Annotated in this window: 8 protein-coding genes; 3 read left to right on the forward strand and 5 right to left on the reverse strand. The window is 42.3% G+C overall.

Annotated features, from left to right (window positions below; genetic code table 11):
- Positions 1-307 precede the first annotated feature (307 nt).
- A complete protein-coding gene (locus B0E43_RS13770) occupies positions 308-2,626 on the forward strand; it encodes a hypothetical protein (RefSeq protein ID WP_139352769.1) in 2,319 nt (772 codons plus the stop codon).
- A gap of 122 nt (positions 2,627-2,748) precedes the next feature.
- Here B0E43_RS13770 and B0E43_RS13775 read toward each other — a convergent pair whose 3' ends face one another.
- Positions 2,749-3,201 carry a DinB family protein gene (locus B0E43_RS13775; RefSeq protein ID WP_077350676.1) on the reverse strand — a complete coding sequence of 151 codons (453 nt, stop codon included), beginning with the start codon at positions 3,199-3,201 and terminating at the stop codon, positions 2,749-2,751.
- 357 nt (positions 3,202-3,558) lie between these two features.
- Between B0E43_RS13775 and B0E43_RS13785 the strand changes: the two genes are divergently transcribed.
- Entirely contained in the window at positions 3,559-10,872 is a 7,314-nt protein-coding gene (locus B0E43_RS13785; protein ID WP_139352770.1) for an Ig-like domain-containing protein, read from the forward strand.
- 731 nt (positions 10,873-11,603) lie between these two features.
- Positions 11,604-13,901 carry a right-handed parallel beta-helix repeat-containing protein gene (locus B0E43_RS13790; protein WP_168171954.1) on the forward strand — a complete coding sequence of 766 codons (2,298 nt, stop codon included), beginning with the start codon at positions 11,604-11,606 and terminating at the stop codon, positions 13,899-13,901.
- Between the two features lie 33 nt (positions 13,902-13,934).
- Here the strand turns inward: B0E43_RS13790 and B0E43_RS13795 are convergent, their stop codons facing one another.
- The 4 genes from B0E43_RS13795 to B0E43_RS13810 form a co-directional block, all read right to left on the reverse strand.
- Positions 13,935-14,774, reverse strand: a complete 840-nt coding sequence (locus B0E43_RS13795) for an N-acetylmuramoyl-L-alanine amidase-like domain-containing protein (protein ID WP_077350684.1) — start codon at positions 14,772-14,774, stop codon at positions 13,935-13,937.
- A 61-nt stretch (positions 14,775-14,835) separates the two neighbouring features.
- Positions 14,836-15,273: a GNAT family N-acetyltransferase gene (locus tag B0E43_RS13800; RefSeq protein ID WP_077350686.1), complete on the reverse strand. Its 438-nt coding sequence runs from the start codon at positions 15,271-15,273 to the stop codon at positions 14,836-14,838.
- Positions 15,274-15,445: 172 nt separating this feature from the next.
- Complete coding sequence (locus B0E43_RS13805; protein WP_077350688.1) at positions 15,446-16,549, reverse strand: adenylate/guanylate cyclase domain-containing protein; 1,104 nt, start codon at positions 16,547-16,549, stop codon at positions 15,446-15,448.
- A 232-nt stretch (positions 16,550-16,781) separates the two neighbouring features.
- Positions 16,782-17,312 (reverse strand): GNAT family N-acetyltransferase, encoded by a 531-nt coding sequence (locus B0E43_RS13810; RefSeq protein WP_174567132.1) that lies wholly within the window; start codon positions 17,310-17,312, stop codon positions 16,782-16,784.
- Positions 17,313-17,449 lie beyond the last annotated feature (137 nt).

The raw sequence follows: 17,449 nt of genomic DNA on the forward strand, positions 1-17,449 counted from the left end.
TTCTCTTGATTTTTTGGGAAAATCTAAATTAGACTTTTTGACCCAACAACAATAGCGCAGGTAAGTCCAATGCCTTCCTTTTGACCTCATTCAGGCCAAAACTATTTTCCCCAACCAAACAAGGCAGAGATTTTAAATCAAATCCGAAACATTCGAAAATCAAGAAAATTGCAAAAACTGACTACGCTTAATGATAATTTCAAAACATGCCCCCTTTCATAAAAAACGAAAATTTTCACTAGCCTTTCGGGGAAATAATCAGGTATTAATTATCAAAATCAAACCCTTTTTAATAAACCAAACCCTGATGATGTTGCAATTCCTTCGGCAAATTGCCCGCAAAAGTTTATTTCTCCCCTTGTTTATAATGTCTCTTTTCCCGGCTTTTGCCCAGGAAAACCAAACTGAAAGGTTTTGGACACCGGTAGCCGATGAGGTTTTCCTCCAGGAAGTTTCCCATAAAATCCAAACTGACCAGCCTATCACCGGAATCGGGGTTTATCAGAAAGAATGCTACGGCATTATCCAAAGCAAAATCCACCAACTCAAGGACAATAAATTCAAAGAGGTCCAAAACTCTCCTTCTCAAATTAGTCGCTTGATCCCGATTCAGGGAGAACTTTGGGCTTTGGGCAATGAGGGGATTTACAAATTGGGATCGAACGCCTGGGAAAAAGTAGACAACCGGAACTACGTTGATCTTTCTTTTCACGACGGGAAATTATACGCGGCCACCTCAGAAGAAATATTCAAGCTGGAAAACAACAAATTTGTCTCCATTAAACCAGAAGGCGGATATTACAACAGTGATATCACCATGCTGATGGAAGACGGTACCCAACTTCATGCAGAACCTGTCAAACTCGGACCAATCACCCGGTTTCAATCTTATGCCGGCACCCTTCATATCCTCCGATCAGGAGAATTGGTGCAATTCGATGGTAAAATCGTCAACACAGATTTTATTGATTGGGGAAAATTGCCGTCCAAAACTACAAGAGACCTACAAAGTTTTGGTAGCAGACTATATGTTTCCACTGACAGAGGATTGGCAGAATTACAGGGAGCTTCCTTAAAAACTATCCAGGGGAAAGACGGATTACCGGTTGAAAACACCACCTCCCTCACCAGAGGATTTGCCAATGATCTCTGGATCGGAACCGAACGTGGGGCTGTAAGAATGCTGAAAGGCGAATGGCAGTATTTCGGCGCAAGTCACTGGCTGCCAAGCAACAAGGTGAATGATATTGCAGTAGCTGACAAAAAGGTATTTATCGCCACAGACGGAGGACTTGGAATCATTGAATATCAGGAATATACCCTGCAGAAAAAAGCTGAATTCTACGAAAGACATATCGAGGAATGGGGACAAAAAAGACTGGGTTTTATCCAGACTCTTTTCCTTAAAGACGGAGAATGGACCCGGGAAGTCAGTGACAATGACGGCGACCATACGGCTAGCTACTTGGCGGCAATGTGCTACAAATACAAGGTGACCGGTGATGAAGAAGCCCGAAAGAAAGCAGTGGAATCCTTTAAGGCCATGATTTGGCTGGAAAGAATCACCCCGATTGACGGTTTGGTTGCAAGATCCATTTATTCAGTCGAAGGGGATAAAAGCGGATTGGCCAAGCATGGCTCAGGTGGTCTTCCAGCCAAATGGAACAAAACCGAGGACGGAAAATGGTACTGGAAAGGAGATACTTCCAGTGACGAAATCATTGCCCATTTTTATTCAGTTTCAATTTTCCATGATCTGGTGGCCGAAGGTCACGAGAAAGAACTCGCCAAAGAGCACCTGACTCGGATTGCCTCTTATATTCATGACAACGGGTTTTTGATTATCGACATGGATGGCAAGCCAACCCGATGGGGACGTTGGGATCCGGATTACCTTCTTACACCTTATGGATACAGTGACAGGGGTCTCAATGGATTGGAAGCCTTGGCTTTCATGCAGACTGCCTATTCGGTATCTGGTGACGAAAAATTCAAAAAAGGATACCAACAATTGGTGGATTGGGGTTATCTAAACAACACACTTCGCCAGAAAAACACTTTCCCTCCATCCACTTTGGCACCATGGGACGACCAACTTGCCTTTGAGGCTTATTACACCATCCTGCGCTATACCACAGATCCCAAGTACAAATCTTTTCTGCTGAGAAGTTTGGAGCGAACCTTTGAAGTAAAGCGGATGGAGCACGTTCCTTGGTTCAACTTTGCCTATGGAGCCTATACCAACAATGATTTTGACAACGAGCATTGCGTCAAACACCTCCAGGCTTGGACTTTGGACTGCGTGGAGCACAGTTTCCAAAACTCTCACCGGGATGATCTATTCGTAGAAGTTGGATTTACCTCTTATGAAGGAGGTTTAAAGACCATTTCGCCAAGGGAATCAAGTGTAATGAGAGGCAGCAGATATGCAACCGTTTTGGATGGATCCTTGGGTGGAAGACGGGTGATGGAACCCACCGGATACCTAAGAGACTATTGGATGGGGAGATATCACGGTTTTATCGAAGCTCCGACTGTAACCGATAAAGCGCTCCTAACGGTCGAACCAAGAAATCAAAAATTCGGAGCAGCACCTTATCAGGGCCCGGCTAGACCTGAGTTTTAATCAGCCGGAAACGGTTTGAAATTGGAAATGCTAAAATGACCTCGCTTGGTCATTTTAGCATTTCCAATTTTTAACCCGGATTATCCTTTTTCCCCAAAATTCCCATAAAAGCCAATAAATTTTCACCTCTTCTGCATCATGATCTGTTTGAGATGATGTTCCAGATGATCGATATAATCTCTGATCAAAAAACTCAAATCGACCATTTCATTCTCCCCCAAATCAACGGGAAAGGCGAGAGTTTTGTCCGTTTGTTGAAGAATTACCATGATAATCCTAAAATTGACAGCTTTCCAGAAATCAGCTAATTCCTGAATATCCGCGTTCTGGTAATCATTGGCTCGGACCAAATCATCCTGCCTGTATTTTCGGATTTTGTAAGGTTTGGTTTCATTTTGGATCTCAGTAAACCTTTGAAGATTATTGATTCCAGAGTCAATCAAATGGCCTAGAATTTCCTTTTTTGACCATTTTTCAGGAGATAGTTTCCTGCTTAGATTCTCTTCATCAGTTTGGCGGATATATTCCAGCCCTGTTGCAATCAATTGTTTCAGTTTTTCGGCTTGCTCTTTCATCTGTTACAATACTTTCTTTTTGTCTGTTTTCAGCATCAACTCTAATCCATTACTTTTTATCAAAGATCAGGAAATTGGACTGTTGTTGATTTCGCTTCCATTGAACCTAGTTTATCGAAAAAAAAATATTCGTCATTTTGATGAATCTAAAAAGCATTTTCCAGTATATTTATTAATTATCGGAAGGATTTTTAATTAATATCACCTAAGTATTCACTAATAAAAGTTTAGCAGGTGGATGCGGCGGAAAAATTGAATTCCAAATTTGTATCCCCTTCCAAAGGACCGGATTTTTCTAATTACAAACCGGTAAGATTTTTACATAAAAGAAAATTATTTAAACTAATTCATAAGGTTATGAAGACTCTCTATTCAAGAAGCAATTTGTTTTCAATGCTTCACAAAAAACTTGCATTCACTAGATTAGTCCCCAATTTATTCCTGCTACTTTGCCTCTTTTTACCCTTGGTAGGCTACAGCACGGACTATTACTTTTCCACAAGCATAGGAGATGACAGTCGGTCGATTACTGAGGCACAAAATCCCGCTACTCCATGGAAAACCATCGACAAATTGAATGCGGTAGCCAGTGGACTGAAGGGAGGAGACCGAGTGTTGTTTGCTGCAGGAGAGATCTTCTATGGGACCATCAATATCGTAAAAGGGGGAGATACCGGTAACCCTATAGTCTACACTTCCTATGGCACCGGCGCGCCTGCGATCATTACCTCTTTGGAAGAAATCCAAAATTGGAGGTCACTCGGTGGAGGTAAATATGAAGCCTCTTTACCCAATTTAGGAAGCTCAAAAGTCCAAATAGTGGAAGCAGAAAATGTACCCCGAGAGATTGGAAGCTATCCCAATTCAGGAAGTGAGCAGCGGTTTTTGGACATTGAAAGCGTAAACAATCCCAACTCACTTAACGGCCAACCTAATCCATTTGACTGGACAGGTGGTGAAATAGTCATAAGAAAAAACAACTGGATCATTGACCGCCACCCCATCACTTCTACTGCCGGCAGCACGATCAACTACGAAACCGTCAACACCCCTTACGACGCTAAACATGGCTATGGCTACTTCATACAAAATCACATCAATACCTTAGATACTTTTGGGGAATGGGCTTACAATTCCAATTTAAAAACTATTACGGTCTATACTGGGGCCAAGGCACCACTTGCTGCCAAAGTAAATGTAGCCAACAATGATTTTTTGGTAACCAACCAACCTTATGTGAAAAACCTATCCTTTGTCAACCTTCATTTCAAAGGAAGTAACAGAAGCTTATTCTACGTGAAGAAGTCAGGCAATTTTAAAATAGAAAATTGCATCCTAGAATCTGCCGGTGAAAATGGAGTTTACATGGAAGAAGTACCTGACCTCTCCATAGTTGGAAATACAATAAGAAACAGCTTAAACAGCGGCATATTTGTATTTTATGGCAGTCCTAGAATTACCATCCAAAACAACGAGATCCTGAACACAGGACCATATCAGGGCATGATGCAATCCAGCGATTTGAACAGCATTGGGGTTTACATAGGCTCTGATTCTGACAATTCACTGATCGAAAAAAACCGCATCATCAATACCGGATACAATGGAATTCACTTTGGCGGAGATTTTACCATCGTGAGGTACAATCTGATCGATAGTTTTTGTGTCTATAAACAAGATGGAGGAGGTATCTACACCAATGCAGACGGTCAGACCACACAAAATAACGAGGGACGTGAAATTCACAATAACATCATCGTAAACGGCATCGGAAACATGGACGGGAACGAGGAAAAAGTACTTTTAGCAAGTGGGATTTATGCCGATGACATGGCGGCAGGGATCAAAATTTATAGTAACACAATCCATAAAGTCAGTGCCAATGGGATATTCCTTCACAACAACAACAACCTTGACCTTACCGAGAATTTGATTTATGATGTTACAACCCAAATTCTGGCTTCCCACGATGCAATCGGAACTCCTATCCGAGATATCACCATTGAAAACAACCAGTTGTCCAGGGTATTTGGTGAGGAATTAACCTTGTCTTTCAACACCGATGACTATGACATTGGAGAATTTGGCCAACTCGACAACAACTACTTTTTGGATCCCTATAATACCGATTTCATTTTACTGTCTAAGGACGCTGGTGATACCCCTTTAGGCCAAACCCGCAATCTTCAAAGCTGGAGAGAAGCATTTGGTTTCGACTTGAATTCAAAAAAACCCCGGTTTAACCTCCACCAATACGAAATCATCACTAGCAACCCAATCAAATCCAGCACCTTTGATTCCAATATTGATATTATAGCTGGCACCTATGGTGGCGTTTCCTCTTGGATTCCAGACGGGATTACCGGAGGATCTCTTTCAATCACGCCCAATACTGGTGGACATGTATTGACATATATTCAGATCGGGGCAGTAGAGGCTGGAGATGAAATCCTCCTTGAGTTTGACTCAAAAAGCCCGGTGGAAAACAAAGAAATCCAGTTGTTTCTAGAAAAAACTTATGACGATAACCAGGAAGGAACTCTCAGATATTTTTCAACGAGTCTGGAACCTGAAAAAATCCAGATCCTGTTTAAAGCCGGGGTTTCTGCACCAAGCGAAAGCATCGTGATAAAGATCAACGAACCTTCTGATCCTGTCATCTTTGACAGTTTGGCAATTTCAAAAGTCACAACCAAAGAGCTGAATATCTTGGAGTACATGTTTTTCGAATACAATTACTCCGATCAGGAAGTGACCATTCCTCTGCCTGGTCTTTATAGAAACGTCAAGAACGAATTATTTGACAAGGAAGTAACTATTCCTCCTTATGGATCAGCCCTGCTGGTAAAGACAAATTTTAATATCGCCGATTTACCTCCTTCGCCTATTGAAATTTCGATCATCGAACCGTCTCCTAACGAGGAATTCTACAGCGATGACGATGTTTTAATAAACACAACCATTACGGATCCAACAGGCTTCCTTGACAAGGTTTTCTTTTATCAAGGAGATAGCGTGATCGCCAGAATCTATGAGGCGCCTTACGAATATAATTGGCCGACGCCCGTCGCCGGAAACTATAATCTGAAGGCAGTCGCATACGACATCATAGGTAGGTCTGCTGAATCCGCGATTGTCCCGATCATCGTATTAAATGGGCAACCCTCTAACCTCCCACCAACCATCGAAATCGTCACCCCGTCAGATAATCAGTCAATTGACCTTGGAATCGATATCTTAATCAGCACCCTGCCAAATGATCCTGAAGGTGCGGTCGATAGAGTTGAATTCTATGACGGGAACATCCTTTTGGGTACCGTTACCCAGCAGCCGTACGAACTGATTTGGTCTCCTTCAGTTCTCAATACCCATGAGATCCGAGCAGTTGTCTACGACACGGGGGGTGCTTCGGGAAGTTCTGAAACTGTCACCATACATATTACAGAACCTCCTAGTTCAAACTTACCTCCAAATATTCAAATTACAGATCCAATCGACGGACAGTATTTGCTGTTTGGCCAGGATATTACAATACAAACTGACCCCACCGATCCCGAAAACAACATTGACAGAGTAGAATTTTATACAGGAACCGACATCATCGGAACGTCGGATACTGCTCCTTTCAACTTCAATTGGTCCAATGCGTCGGCAGGCATTCATTCTTTGAAAACCATTATTTATGACCACGAAGGTTTGTCTGCCGAATCCGATGCTATCAATATCAATGTCGTTGACACTGCCCAGGCAGACTTCCCTCCTATTATTGTTTTAGAACAACCCATTAAAGAAGCTGTCATAAGTTCAGGAGCTTTGTTGAAGTTGTTGGCATTTGTGTATGATCCTGAAAATGATCTAGATCGCGTTGAATTCTACAGCGGAGACAATTTAATCGGATCAATCGAAACCGATCCTTTCGAATTTAACTGGCCTTCAGAGGTAGAGCCCGGTACCTATCTATTGCATGCAGTTGCCTACGACAATAGAGGAAACAGTTCGATATCTCAAACTGTCATCGTCCACGTGATTCCCGACTCAGAGGTAAATCTTCCACCGACGATTTCCATCAGCCAGCCGAACAATGGATATGACTACAGTTATGGACAAAAGATTCTCGTGAAAACGAACCCATACGATCCTGAGAATGAAATAAAACATGTCAGGTTTTATATCGATGGCGAATTGGTAGAACTTGATCAGGAAACCCCATATGATTATGAATGGGTGAAAATACCAATCGGCACTCATCAACTTTATGCTGTGGTTACTGACGAAGGAGGGCAAACCGGGACTTCCGAAACCGTCGAATTAACCATTTCCAATTACCCTCCTACTATTTCCATCGTGGAACCAGTAGATGGGAAGACATTTGCCTTGGGAGATGATGTACTCATCAAAACCAACCCGATTGATTTTGAAGGGGAAATCGACCATGTGGAGTTCTTCTATAACGAGCAGATTTTTGCCATCGTCACAGAAGCGCCATACGAATTTAATTGGGTAAGCCCACCAGCTGGAACATATACGCTTAAAACCAAAGTTTTCGATATTTATGGTTTAACTGCCGAATCTTCCCGGCCAGTAATTGTGGTGCAGGAAGAAAACCAAGCACCAGCCGTTTCCATCGTGGAACCGACAGATGGGGAGGTCTTCCAATTTGGTGAAGAGGTTATGATATCTGCTGAGCCAACTGATCCTGAAGGCCAAATCCAAAAGGTAGAATTCTTCTCCAATGATGTAATCCTGGCAACTGTAGCCCAAGCTCCATTTGAATTCAATTGGATTAGCCCAGCGGTCGGAGCCTATGCCCTTAAAGCCAAAGTTTATGATGGAATAGGACAAACAGCAGAATCAGAAGTTGTTAGCATCGTGGTTCAGGAAAATCAACCACCTACCATCACTATAATCGAACCGGTTGATGGTCAGGTATTCAATCTTGGGGATGATGTTCTGATTAAAACCAATCCGATTGATCCTGAAAATGAAATCGATCATGTCGAGTTCTTCTACAACGAACAGATCTTTGCCATTGTCACTGAAGCTCCTTATGAATTCAACTGGATCAATCCTCCTGCAGGAACCTACACCTTGAAAACTAAGGTGTTTGATGCCAAAGGACTCACCGCTGAGTCCACCAGGCCGACTATTGCGGTCATTGAAAACCTTTCGCCTTCGGTTGATCTTATTGCACCTGTGGACGGAACAATAGTTGATTTGGGCAATGACGTAATGATTATCGCTGATCCATCAGATCCTGAGAACCAAATCCAAAAAGTCGAGTTTTACGCCAATGATGAACTCTTGGCTACCGTAAATCTTGCTCCGTTCCAATACAATTGGATCAGTCCTCCAGCCGGAAGCTTCACATTGAAAGCAAAAGTCTTTGACGAAGAAGGTCAATCTGCCGAGTCTCCGACTGTCGGAATTGTTGTTCGGGAAAATCTACCTCCAACAGTCATCCTCTCAGCTCCGCTTGACGGAACAGTTGTTGATTTGGGCGATGACGTGATGATTATTGCTGATCCTTCAGATCCGGAAGGCCAGATCCAAAAAGTCGAGTTTTACGCCAATGATGAACTTGTGGCTACCGTAAATCTTGCTCCTTTCCAATACAATTGGATCAGTCCTCCGGCCGGAAGCTTCACATTGAAAGCAAAAGTCTTTGACGAAGAAGGTCAATCTGCCGAGTCTCCGACTGTCGGAATTGTTGTTCGGGAAAATCTACCTCCAACAGTTATTCTCTCAGCTCCGCTTGACGGAACAGTTGTTGATTTGGGCGATGACGTGATGATTATTGCTGATCCTTCAGATCCGGAAGGACAGATCCAAAAAGTTGAGTTTTACGCCAATGATGAACTTTTGGCTACGGTAAATCTTGCTCCTTTCCAATACAATTGGATCAGTCCTCCAGCCGGAAGCTTCACACTTAAAGCAAAAGTCTTTGACGAAGAAGGTCAATCTGCAGAGTCTCCGACTGTGGGAATTGTTGTTCGGGAAAATCTACCTCCAATAGTTATTCTCTCAGCTCCGCTTGACGGAACAGTTGTTGATTTGGGCGATGACGTGATGATTATTGCAGATCCTTCAGATCCGGAAGGACAGATCCAAAAAGTAGAATTCTTCTCCAATGATGTAATCCTGGCAACTGTAGCCCAAGCTCCATTTGAATTCAATTGGATTAGCCCAGCGGTCGGAGCCTATGCCCTTATAGCCAAAGTTTATGACGGAATAGGACAAACAGCAGAATCAGAAGTTATAAGCATCGTGGTTCAGGAAAATCAACCTCCTACCATCACCATTATTGAACCTGTTGATGGTCAGGCATTCAATCTTGGGGATGATGTACTGATAAAAACCAATCCGATTGATCCCGAAAATGAAATCGACCATGTCGAGTTCTTCTACAACGAACAGATCTTTGCCATTGTCACTGAAGCTCCTTATGAATTCAACTGGATCAATCCTCCTGCAGGAACCTACACGTTGAAAACTAAGGTGTTTGACGCCAAAGGACTCACCGCTGAGTCCGCCAGGCCGACTATTGCGGTCATTGAAAACCTGCCACCTACTGTGGCGATTGTCGAGCCGCTTGATGGTCAGGAATTCGAACTTGGTGAGGATGTTGTGATACGTGCTGAGCCAAGCGATCCTGAAGGTCAAATCCAAAAAGTCGAGCTATACGCCAACGACGAACTTTTGGCAACTCTGGAGCAGGCTCCTTTCGCAATCAACTGGCCTAGCCCGCTTGGTGGAAACTATGTACTCAAAGCCAGAGTATTCGATGAAATCGGGCAAATGGCAGAGTCGCAACCGGTGAATATTGTAATCAATGAAAATCTGCCCCCTTCAATTGAAATAATTGAGCCAATCGACGGTCAGATATTCGAACTCGGGGAAGATGTCCTGATCAAAACCAATCCGGTTGATCCCGAAGGCGAAATCGACCATGTTGAGTTCTTCTACAATGAGCAGATTTTTGCCATCGTCACCGAGGCTCCTTATGAGATCAACTGGGCAAGTCCTCCTGCAGGCACCTATACGCTGAAAACGAAGGTGTTTGATTCTAAAGGACTCACCGCCGAGTCTTCCAGACCAACCATAGAAGTGAGGGAAAATCAACCTCCTACGATCAATCTGGTGGAACCAATAGATGGACAGATTTTCCAACGTGGAGAGAATATTCTGATCAAAACTGTGCCAAATGATCCTGAAAACAGGATCCAGCACGTAGAATTCTTCTATAACGAGCAGATCTTTGCCATCGTCACCGAACCGCCATATGAGTATAATTGGATCAATCCTCCTGTAGGAACTTATACACTTAAAACTAAGGTATTTGATACAGATGGGCTCACTGCTGAATCTTCACGGCCTACAGTAAGGGTAGTCAGGCCAGGATCAGGAGGTTTCTCTTTTGAACAGCCTATAGTTTTGGCCTATCCTAACCCGACCAATAGATACGTAAACCTACATTTCTTCAATTTCGACCAAGTTGAAAATATTCGAATCCAGGTAATCGATATGAGAGGAAGATTGGTGGAAACTATTGAGGTGGATGAAGGAACCAAACGAGTTACCCTTGACATTTCCAGATATGTTCCGGGCATCTACTTGTTCAAGATCCTAGGAGACAACAACGTAGCAGTGATCAAAAAAGTGATTAAGTTCTAAAAGTAATCTCGGCTAATTTTGTCTAGATGAAAGAATTTGAAAATTTAGAATGAGCATTTATTCTCGATTCAGTTCGGCATGTTCCCCAGTTGAGGGCACATGCCACTGAATCTCTGGATGAAGTTGCTTCATGACAACCTTTTCTTAAAATTTAAACTGCTTAAATTATTCGCCTTGAATCTTTGAATTCCTGAAAAGTAGGCTCTTCTTAAACCTCACAAAAACCCATCACTCACCACACCTTACCTTGAAATGTCAAATCAGGGGGACCTAATGAGACTATTTTGGGCAAAAGCATGGAATTAAGGGTGATCCAAAAAACCCTCCTCCAATTGGCCCATGGTTTGGAGCGACCAGGCAATTCGCGGAAAGTACTTAAAGGGAACTTTCATCTCAAATGAGGAAATGGTGACTTTCATAAACTGGAAGGTTTTTCATTTGTCTAACATATTTGAAACAGATACAACCTTTTACTTTTAAAAATTCGCTATGAAAAAGATTAATTAGTAGATTTCACCTATTGACCGTTATATTTTTTAATGATTACATGGTTGGTTCTTCACAAAGTGAATTTTATCAAATTGATTAAACACCTTCATCTGCTGGCATTCCTAATTTTTCCACTGGCTGGCCATTGTACCGATTACTATTTTTCGACAAGCCTAGGGGACGATAATAGGCCGTATACAGAGGCTCAAAATCCGGCAACACCATGGAAAACAATCGGCAAATTGAACGCAATAGCCAGCGGCTTAAAGCCAGGAGATCGGGTTTTGTTTGCAGCAGGAGAAGTTTTCTATGGGACAATCTATCTTGTAAAGGGAGGAGATATCGGAAACCCTATAGTCTACACTACTTATGGCATTGGTGCGCCTGCGATGATTACATCATTGGAAGAAATCCAAACCTGGAGATCCCTCGGAGGCGGAAAATTTGAAGCCTTAATTCCCAATTTGCGGAGCTCAAAAGTCAATATTGTTGAAATAGATAATTTACCCCGAGAGCTAGGTAGGTACCCCAATTCAGATAGTGATGAGAGGTTTCTGAAAATTGAAGGCATTTACAATCCCAATTCACTCCACGGACAGCCCGAAGGCAACAACTGGATAGGCGGTGAACTAGTAGTCAGAAAGAACAACTGGATCATTGACCGCCACCCCATCACTTCCACCTCCGGAAGCACCATCAACTACCAAACAATCAAAACACCCTACCCTGTTAAACTTGGCTACGGGTACTTCATCCAGAATCATGTCAATACATTGGATACTTTTGGGGAATGGGTCTATAATTCCATTTTAAAAACCATAACTGTTTACACTGGGGCAACAGTTCCAGCTGCCGCCAAGATCAAACTTGCAACCAACGATTACTTGGTAACAAATCAACCTTTTGTGAAAAACCTTTCTTTTGTTAACCTTCATTTTAAAGGAAGTAACAAAAGCCTATTCTATGTGAAGAAGTCCGGCAATTTTAAAATAGAAAATTGCATCTTGGAGTCTGCCGGTGAAAACGGAATCTTCATGGAGGAAGTACCGGATCTTTCCATAACTGGAAACACAATCAAGAATAGCTTGAGCAACGGCATTTTTGTCTTCAACAAAAGCCCCAGAATTACAGTCAAAAACAACCTGATTGAAAACACTATGCCCTTTCAGGGTATGGGACAATCCAGCGATATGAATGGGATAGGCTTATACTTAGGCTCTGATTCTGATAGTTCAGTGGTTGAAAAAAACCGCATTATCAACACCGGATACAACGGCATTCACTTTGGAGGAGACTTTACAATCGTAAAAAATAATCTGATTGATGGATTTTGTGTCTTTAAACAAGACGGTGGCGGCATCTACACCAACTCAGACCGTCAAATTTCCAAAAACAATCAAGGCAGGGAGATTCACAACAACATCATTGTCAACGGGATAGGAAATATTGACGGTAATGAAGAAAAAGTATATTTAGCCAACGGCATTTATGCAGATGATATGGCTTCTGGGATCAGAATATATAATAACACGATCCATAAAGTCAATGGCAGCGGAATCTTCCTACATAACAACAACAATCTGGAACTGAACGAAAATCTGATATATAATGTACCCATCCAAATTCGGGCTTCTCATGATGCGATCGGGACTCCGATCCGGGACATTACTATAGAAAACAACCAACTTTCAAGTGTATTTGTTGGGGAATTGGTCATGTCTTTCACCACCGATGACAATGACATCGCACAATTCGGCCAACTCGACAATAATTACTTTTTGGATCTCCTTAACACCGATTTCATTTTTCATTCAAAAGACGCAAGTGATTCCCCCTCCGGACAAATCCGCAATCTCCAAAGCTGGAGACAAGCTTTTGGCTACGAATTAAATTCCCACAAACCTCTGTTTAACCTTCGCCCATACGAAATCATCACCCGCAGCCCGATCAAATCCAGTACGTTTGAATCAAAAATCGATCTAATCGCAGGCACTTACGGAGGGATTTCAGAATTGATATCAAACGGAATCAAAGGAAACTCCCTTTCGATCACACCAAATCCAGGCGAACATGTCCTGGCCTACATTCAAATTGGTGCAGTGAAAGCCGGAGATGAAATCCTCATTGAGTTTGACTCAAAAAGTCTGGAGGAAAACAAAGAAGTCCAGGTATTTCTCGAGAAAACCTTTGACGACAACCAGGAGGGAACCACCCGATATTTCTCCACCAATAAGGATCCTAAAAGAATCCAAATCCTGCTCAAAGCAAGAGTTTCTGCACCTAGCGAAAGTGTCGTTATCAAAATCAATGAACCTTCAGTTCCGGTCATATTTGACAACATGACCGTTTCAAAAGTCAAGACCAAAAAGTTGAATATTTCTGAATACATATTTTTTGAATTCAACTATTCTGATCAGGAAGTGACTCTTCCCATGTCTGGCCGCTACAAAAACGCCAAAAATGAAGAATTCAATCAGGAAGTAAAGATCCCAGCCTATGGCTCGGTGTTACTGGTTAAGATACCGGCTGATCAAAAATGAAACTGAAATAATCAAGGACTTCCAAAAAGGAACCTACTCCAAAAGCCTGCAAACCATAATTCCCGACTGGGATTTATTCCCTGCCAAATAATCACTCAGGGGCTTTTCAGAAATTTCAACCTGCATGTTTCCCGTTCCGGCATGCATCAGATGAATCCTTCCCTCCTGCTCCACCGCAAAACCGACATGGACGATATCCAGGTTTTTGATCGAGGTGGTGATCGCAATCAGGTCGCCGGAATGGATGTTTTTCTCGAAAGTCTCGATCTCAGCTTTGGGGATGAAATGATAAGTTCTTTTGGCGATTTCAGCCTCGTCCGTTTTGATGGCTTCCAAAAACTCCAAGTTGCTCAACTGGTGGTAAAACTTTGGATTCTCGGACATGAAAGTCGGCTGATTGGGGTAAAGTGACCCACCGATTTCCTCTGTGATGTCCTTGAGGATTCCTTTTTGTTGGTTTTGAAAAATCCAGTCGGAAAAGTAATGGAGTCTGGAGGAATAGTCTATCCTGATTCCTTCCTGATAACGAAGCCGCTCCAATTCCTGCTCAAATGCCTCAAAAGTCAGATTCCCGGACTTGGCGATTCTGGCCAAAGTCACCACCGTTTCCAGATAAGTGGTGCAATCCAAACCGGTCAGATTGATAACCAGTTTTTCATCTCCGGGCAATTCCAGAGTTTTTTCGACATAAGGAGTTCCGAGGAAACTTTCCCCGATTTCCACAGTCAATACCTGGATGGATTTACCGGAAAGATCCTGTCGGGAAAGTGCATCCAAAGCGAGCTCAAGCCGCTGCCGGCTTTCCAGAGAGCAAACGGTCTGTCCCCAAAGGGAAAAAGGAAGAATCAAAAGTAAAAACGCTAAAAGACGCATGAGTTCGGGGCCAGGTTAACAGGTTGAAGATGGGAGAAATCATCGAAATTGCAGCACTGAATCAGCCTTTATACACCCATTTCCACACTTCTCCGTCTTCGGGGTCCTGGACTGTTCCGACAAATTGAAACCTGTTTTTCTCCAAAATCCGGGTGGAAAAGTTTTTTTCAGGAAGCGTGCAGGCTGTGATTTCCAGGCTGGAATCAGCATGTATGGCAATCAACACCAATTCCCTACAGATAGCAGTTCCGACTCCTTTTTTCTGATGCGCTTCCTCGGTACCATAGGCAATCTCCACCGAACCATTGACCGGCTTGCCTTTGAAGCCTCCTGTTCCTACCAGCTCCCCATCCTCCATCACCATATATCCGATCCAAGGTGGATTAAAACCGACCCGTTGGTAAAAATCAAGGGTCATTTGGCAAATCTCCCTGTGCCAGGGATTTTCCAAAAACTGCCTGTTTTCTTCAGGCAAATTTGAAATCGGCAGAAGTTCCATGGTCAAATTCAGTTTTATTTTTGTGGTGGTTTTAAGTTAAAAAGAATAAGTACTGACTGGATATCAATCCTTTAAAAGTAAGTTTTTTTGAAAGGGCTAGATGGAGGTTTTCCTGTCGAATTTTCATTTCCAAAGTGGGAGAACCTATCCTAGAAGCCCAAATTGCCAATTTTCATTCTAAAAAATACATGTTCAAATTCCCAATTCCTTTGGCATGAATCTGCCCCCTGGGAATGCAATTATATTTCTCCCTGATTAATTCATAGGTTGTCTCTGAGATATTAATCTTCCCCACCTCTCCATTGGATTCCATCCTACTGGCAATATTTACAGTATCACCAAAAAGATCATAGGCGAATTTCTTCTTACTGATCACTCCAGCTACCACAGGACCCGAATGAATTCCTGCCCGCATCTTCCATTGGAGTTTGTTTTTTCTATTTCGCACCTCCAAATACCTGAACATATGTTTTGCAGCTTCTATACATCGGTGGGCATGATCTGTGTTTTTTTCCGGCAATCCACACGCTGCAAAATATGCATCGCCAATTGTCTTTATCTTTTCAATTTGCAAGGATTCCAGGATATCGTCAAAGTGACTAAATATCTCATTCAATTCTTTGACAAGTTTTATTTGGGAAATTGAAGAAGCCATTACCGTGAAATCCTTAAAATCGGTAAACAAAATGCTAACATTCCCATACCTTTTGGTTGTCGCTTTTCCTTTGCTTTTGAGTTCTTCAGCTACCTGCTTCGGCAAAATATTCAACAATAATTCTTCTGATTTTTTCTTTTCGTTCAGTATGATCAATTCAGCCTTTTTCTTTTCAGTAATGTCTCTGATTATGCCGCTATAGTATCTTTTGCCATCGTTATCCCAACTTCCGAGAGTGAGTTCGATTGGGAATTCTTCCCCTCCTTTTTTGACTGCTTTCAACTCAAGTACTTTTCCAAGCACTCGAGGTTCCTTTCCCTGATTCATTCTTTCCATGCCTTCATTGTGGCTGTGGTGCAATTCATGGGGAATTATCAGGGTTATTGGTTGACCAATCGCTTCGTCTGAGGTAAAGCCAAATATGTATTCCGCTCCTTTATTCCAGAATAAAATCCGCTTGGACTCATCAGAGGTGATAATCGCATCGTTTTTAGAACTGCAGATTACTTGGAAGCGCTTGTTTTGTTCTTGGATAAGGCTTTCGATTTCATGCTTTTTAAAAAGATCAAGGTCCAAGTTTCCGTACTTATTCAAGCCTTGATTCGAATCTTTTGCGGCCATGATCTGAAAAGTTAAAAGTTACATAAATAAGGATCGGTGTGAGATACTTGGCCTTTTGGTATTCTGCGGAAGGAAATTGGGGATGTATTAAATCTCTGCTCCTTTAGAAGACATTTCTAATCTTGGATTCCAATTAACTAAAAGTACGAAAAACATTGAGTTTGAATAGAAGCCCAAAGTTTCATTTAAACACATTTCGGGATAGTGTCAAGGGCAGTGGATTCCTCCCTTTTTATTCATAAAATTCTTTCGGGTATTCCACCATCCCTTTCAACCCTGTCAATCCATTTTCGACCAATTCAATGACCATGCAGTTTTCTTTCGGAACATCAAACGGCAATTCAATTCCAAAAAGGTCAGCTTGTTGGTATCCAAATTTCGGATAGTACTTTTCGTGACCGAGTACAACCACTGATTTAAATCCTAATTCTTTAGCCCTTTGATGGGAATACTCAATCAGCATTCCGCCAATACCCTTTCTTTGATATTCTGGAAGAACCGACACAGGGGCAAGAGCCAAAGATTCAAATTTCGTTTGGTCATTGACAAGCCTCAGTTTGGTAAGCAAAATATGACCAACGATTTTATCCCCTAGCTCCGCAACCAAGGACAGTTCGGGAACGAAGGCATCGGATTTTCGAAGGCGTTCTACCAAGAACTGTTCGGTTTGATCGCTAAATTCTTCTGCTGCGAAGGCCTTTTCTACCACTTCAAAAACCGCTTCATAGTCCCCGGGGTTTTCTTGTCGAATCTGGATTTTCATGGGATTTGCAGCCTTAGTTGGAGTGGTTTTTTAACGATTTGAGGTTGGAAAAGAAGCGGATTTCGAAGCAGTCTACTGTCAACAATCACTAAACTTTAAAAGAAACAAAAAGCACCACGTTTGAAGATCAGCCTTCA

Origin of the sequence: Algoriphagus sp. A40 (assembly GCF_002002735.1) — a bacterium.
Taxonomy (GTDB): Bacteria; Bacteroidota; Bacteroidia; order Cytophagales; family Cyclobacteriaceae; genus Algoriphagus.

Coding starts and splice junctions, on each gene's coding strand:
- B0E43_RS13805 (WP_077350688.1), bottom strand. CDS start 16,549: ATGGCCGCAAAAGATTCGAATCAAGGCTTGAATAAGTACGGAAACTTG.
- B0E43_RS13775 (WP_077350676.1), bottom strand. CDS start 3,201: ATGAAAGAGCAAGCCGAAAAACTGAAACAATTGATTGCAACAGGGCTG.
- B0E43_RS13795 (WP_077350684.1), bottom strand. CDS start 14,774: ATGCGTCTTTTAGCGTTTTTACTTTTGATTCTTCCTTTTTCCCTTTGG.
- B0E43_RS13770 (WP_139352769.1), top strand. CDS start 308: ATGATGTTGCAATTCCTTCGGCAAATTGCCCGCAAAAGTTTATTTCTC.
- B0E43_RS13800 (WP_077350686.1), bottom strand. CDS start 15,273: ATGGAACTTCTGCCGATTTCAAATTTGCCTGAAGAAAACAGGCAGTTT.
- B0E43_RS13785 (WP_139352770.1), top strand. CDS start 3,559: ATGAAGACTCTCTATTCAAGAAGCAATTTGTTTTCAATGCTTCACAAA.
- B0E43_RS13810 (WP_174567132.1), bottom strand. CDS start 17,312: ATGAAAATCCAGATTCGACAAGAAAACCCCGGGGACTATGAAGCGGTT.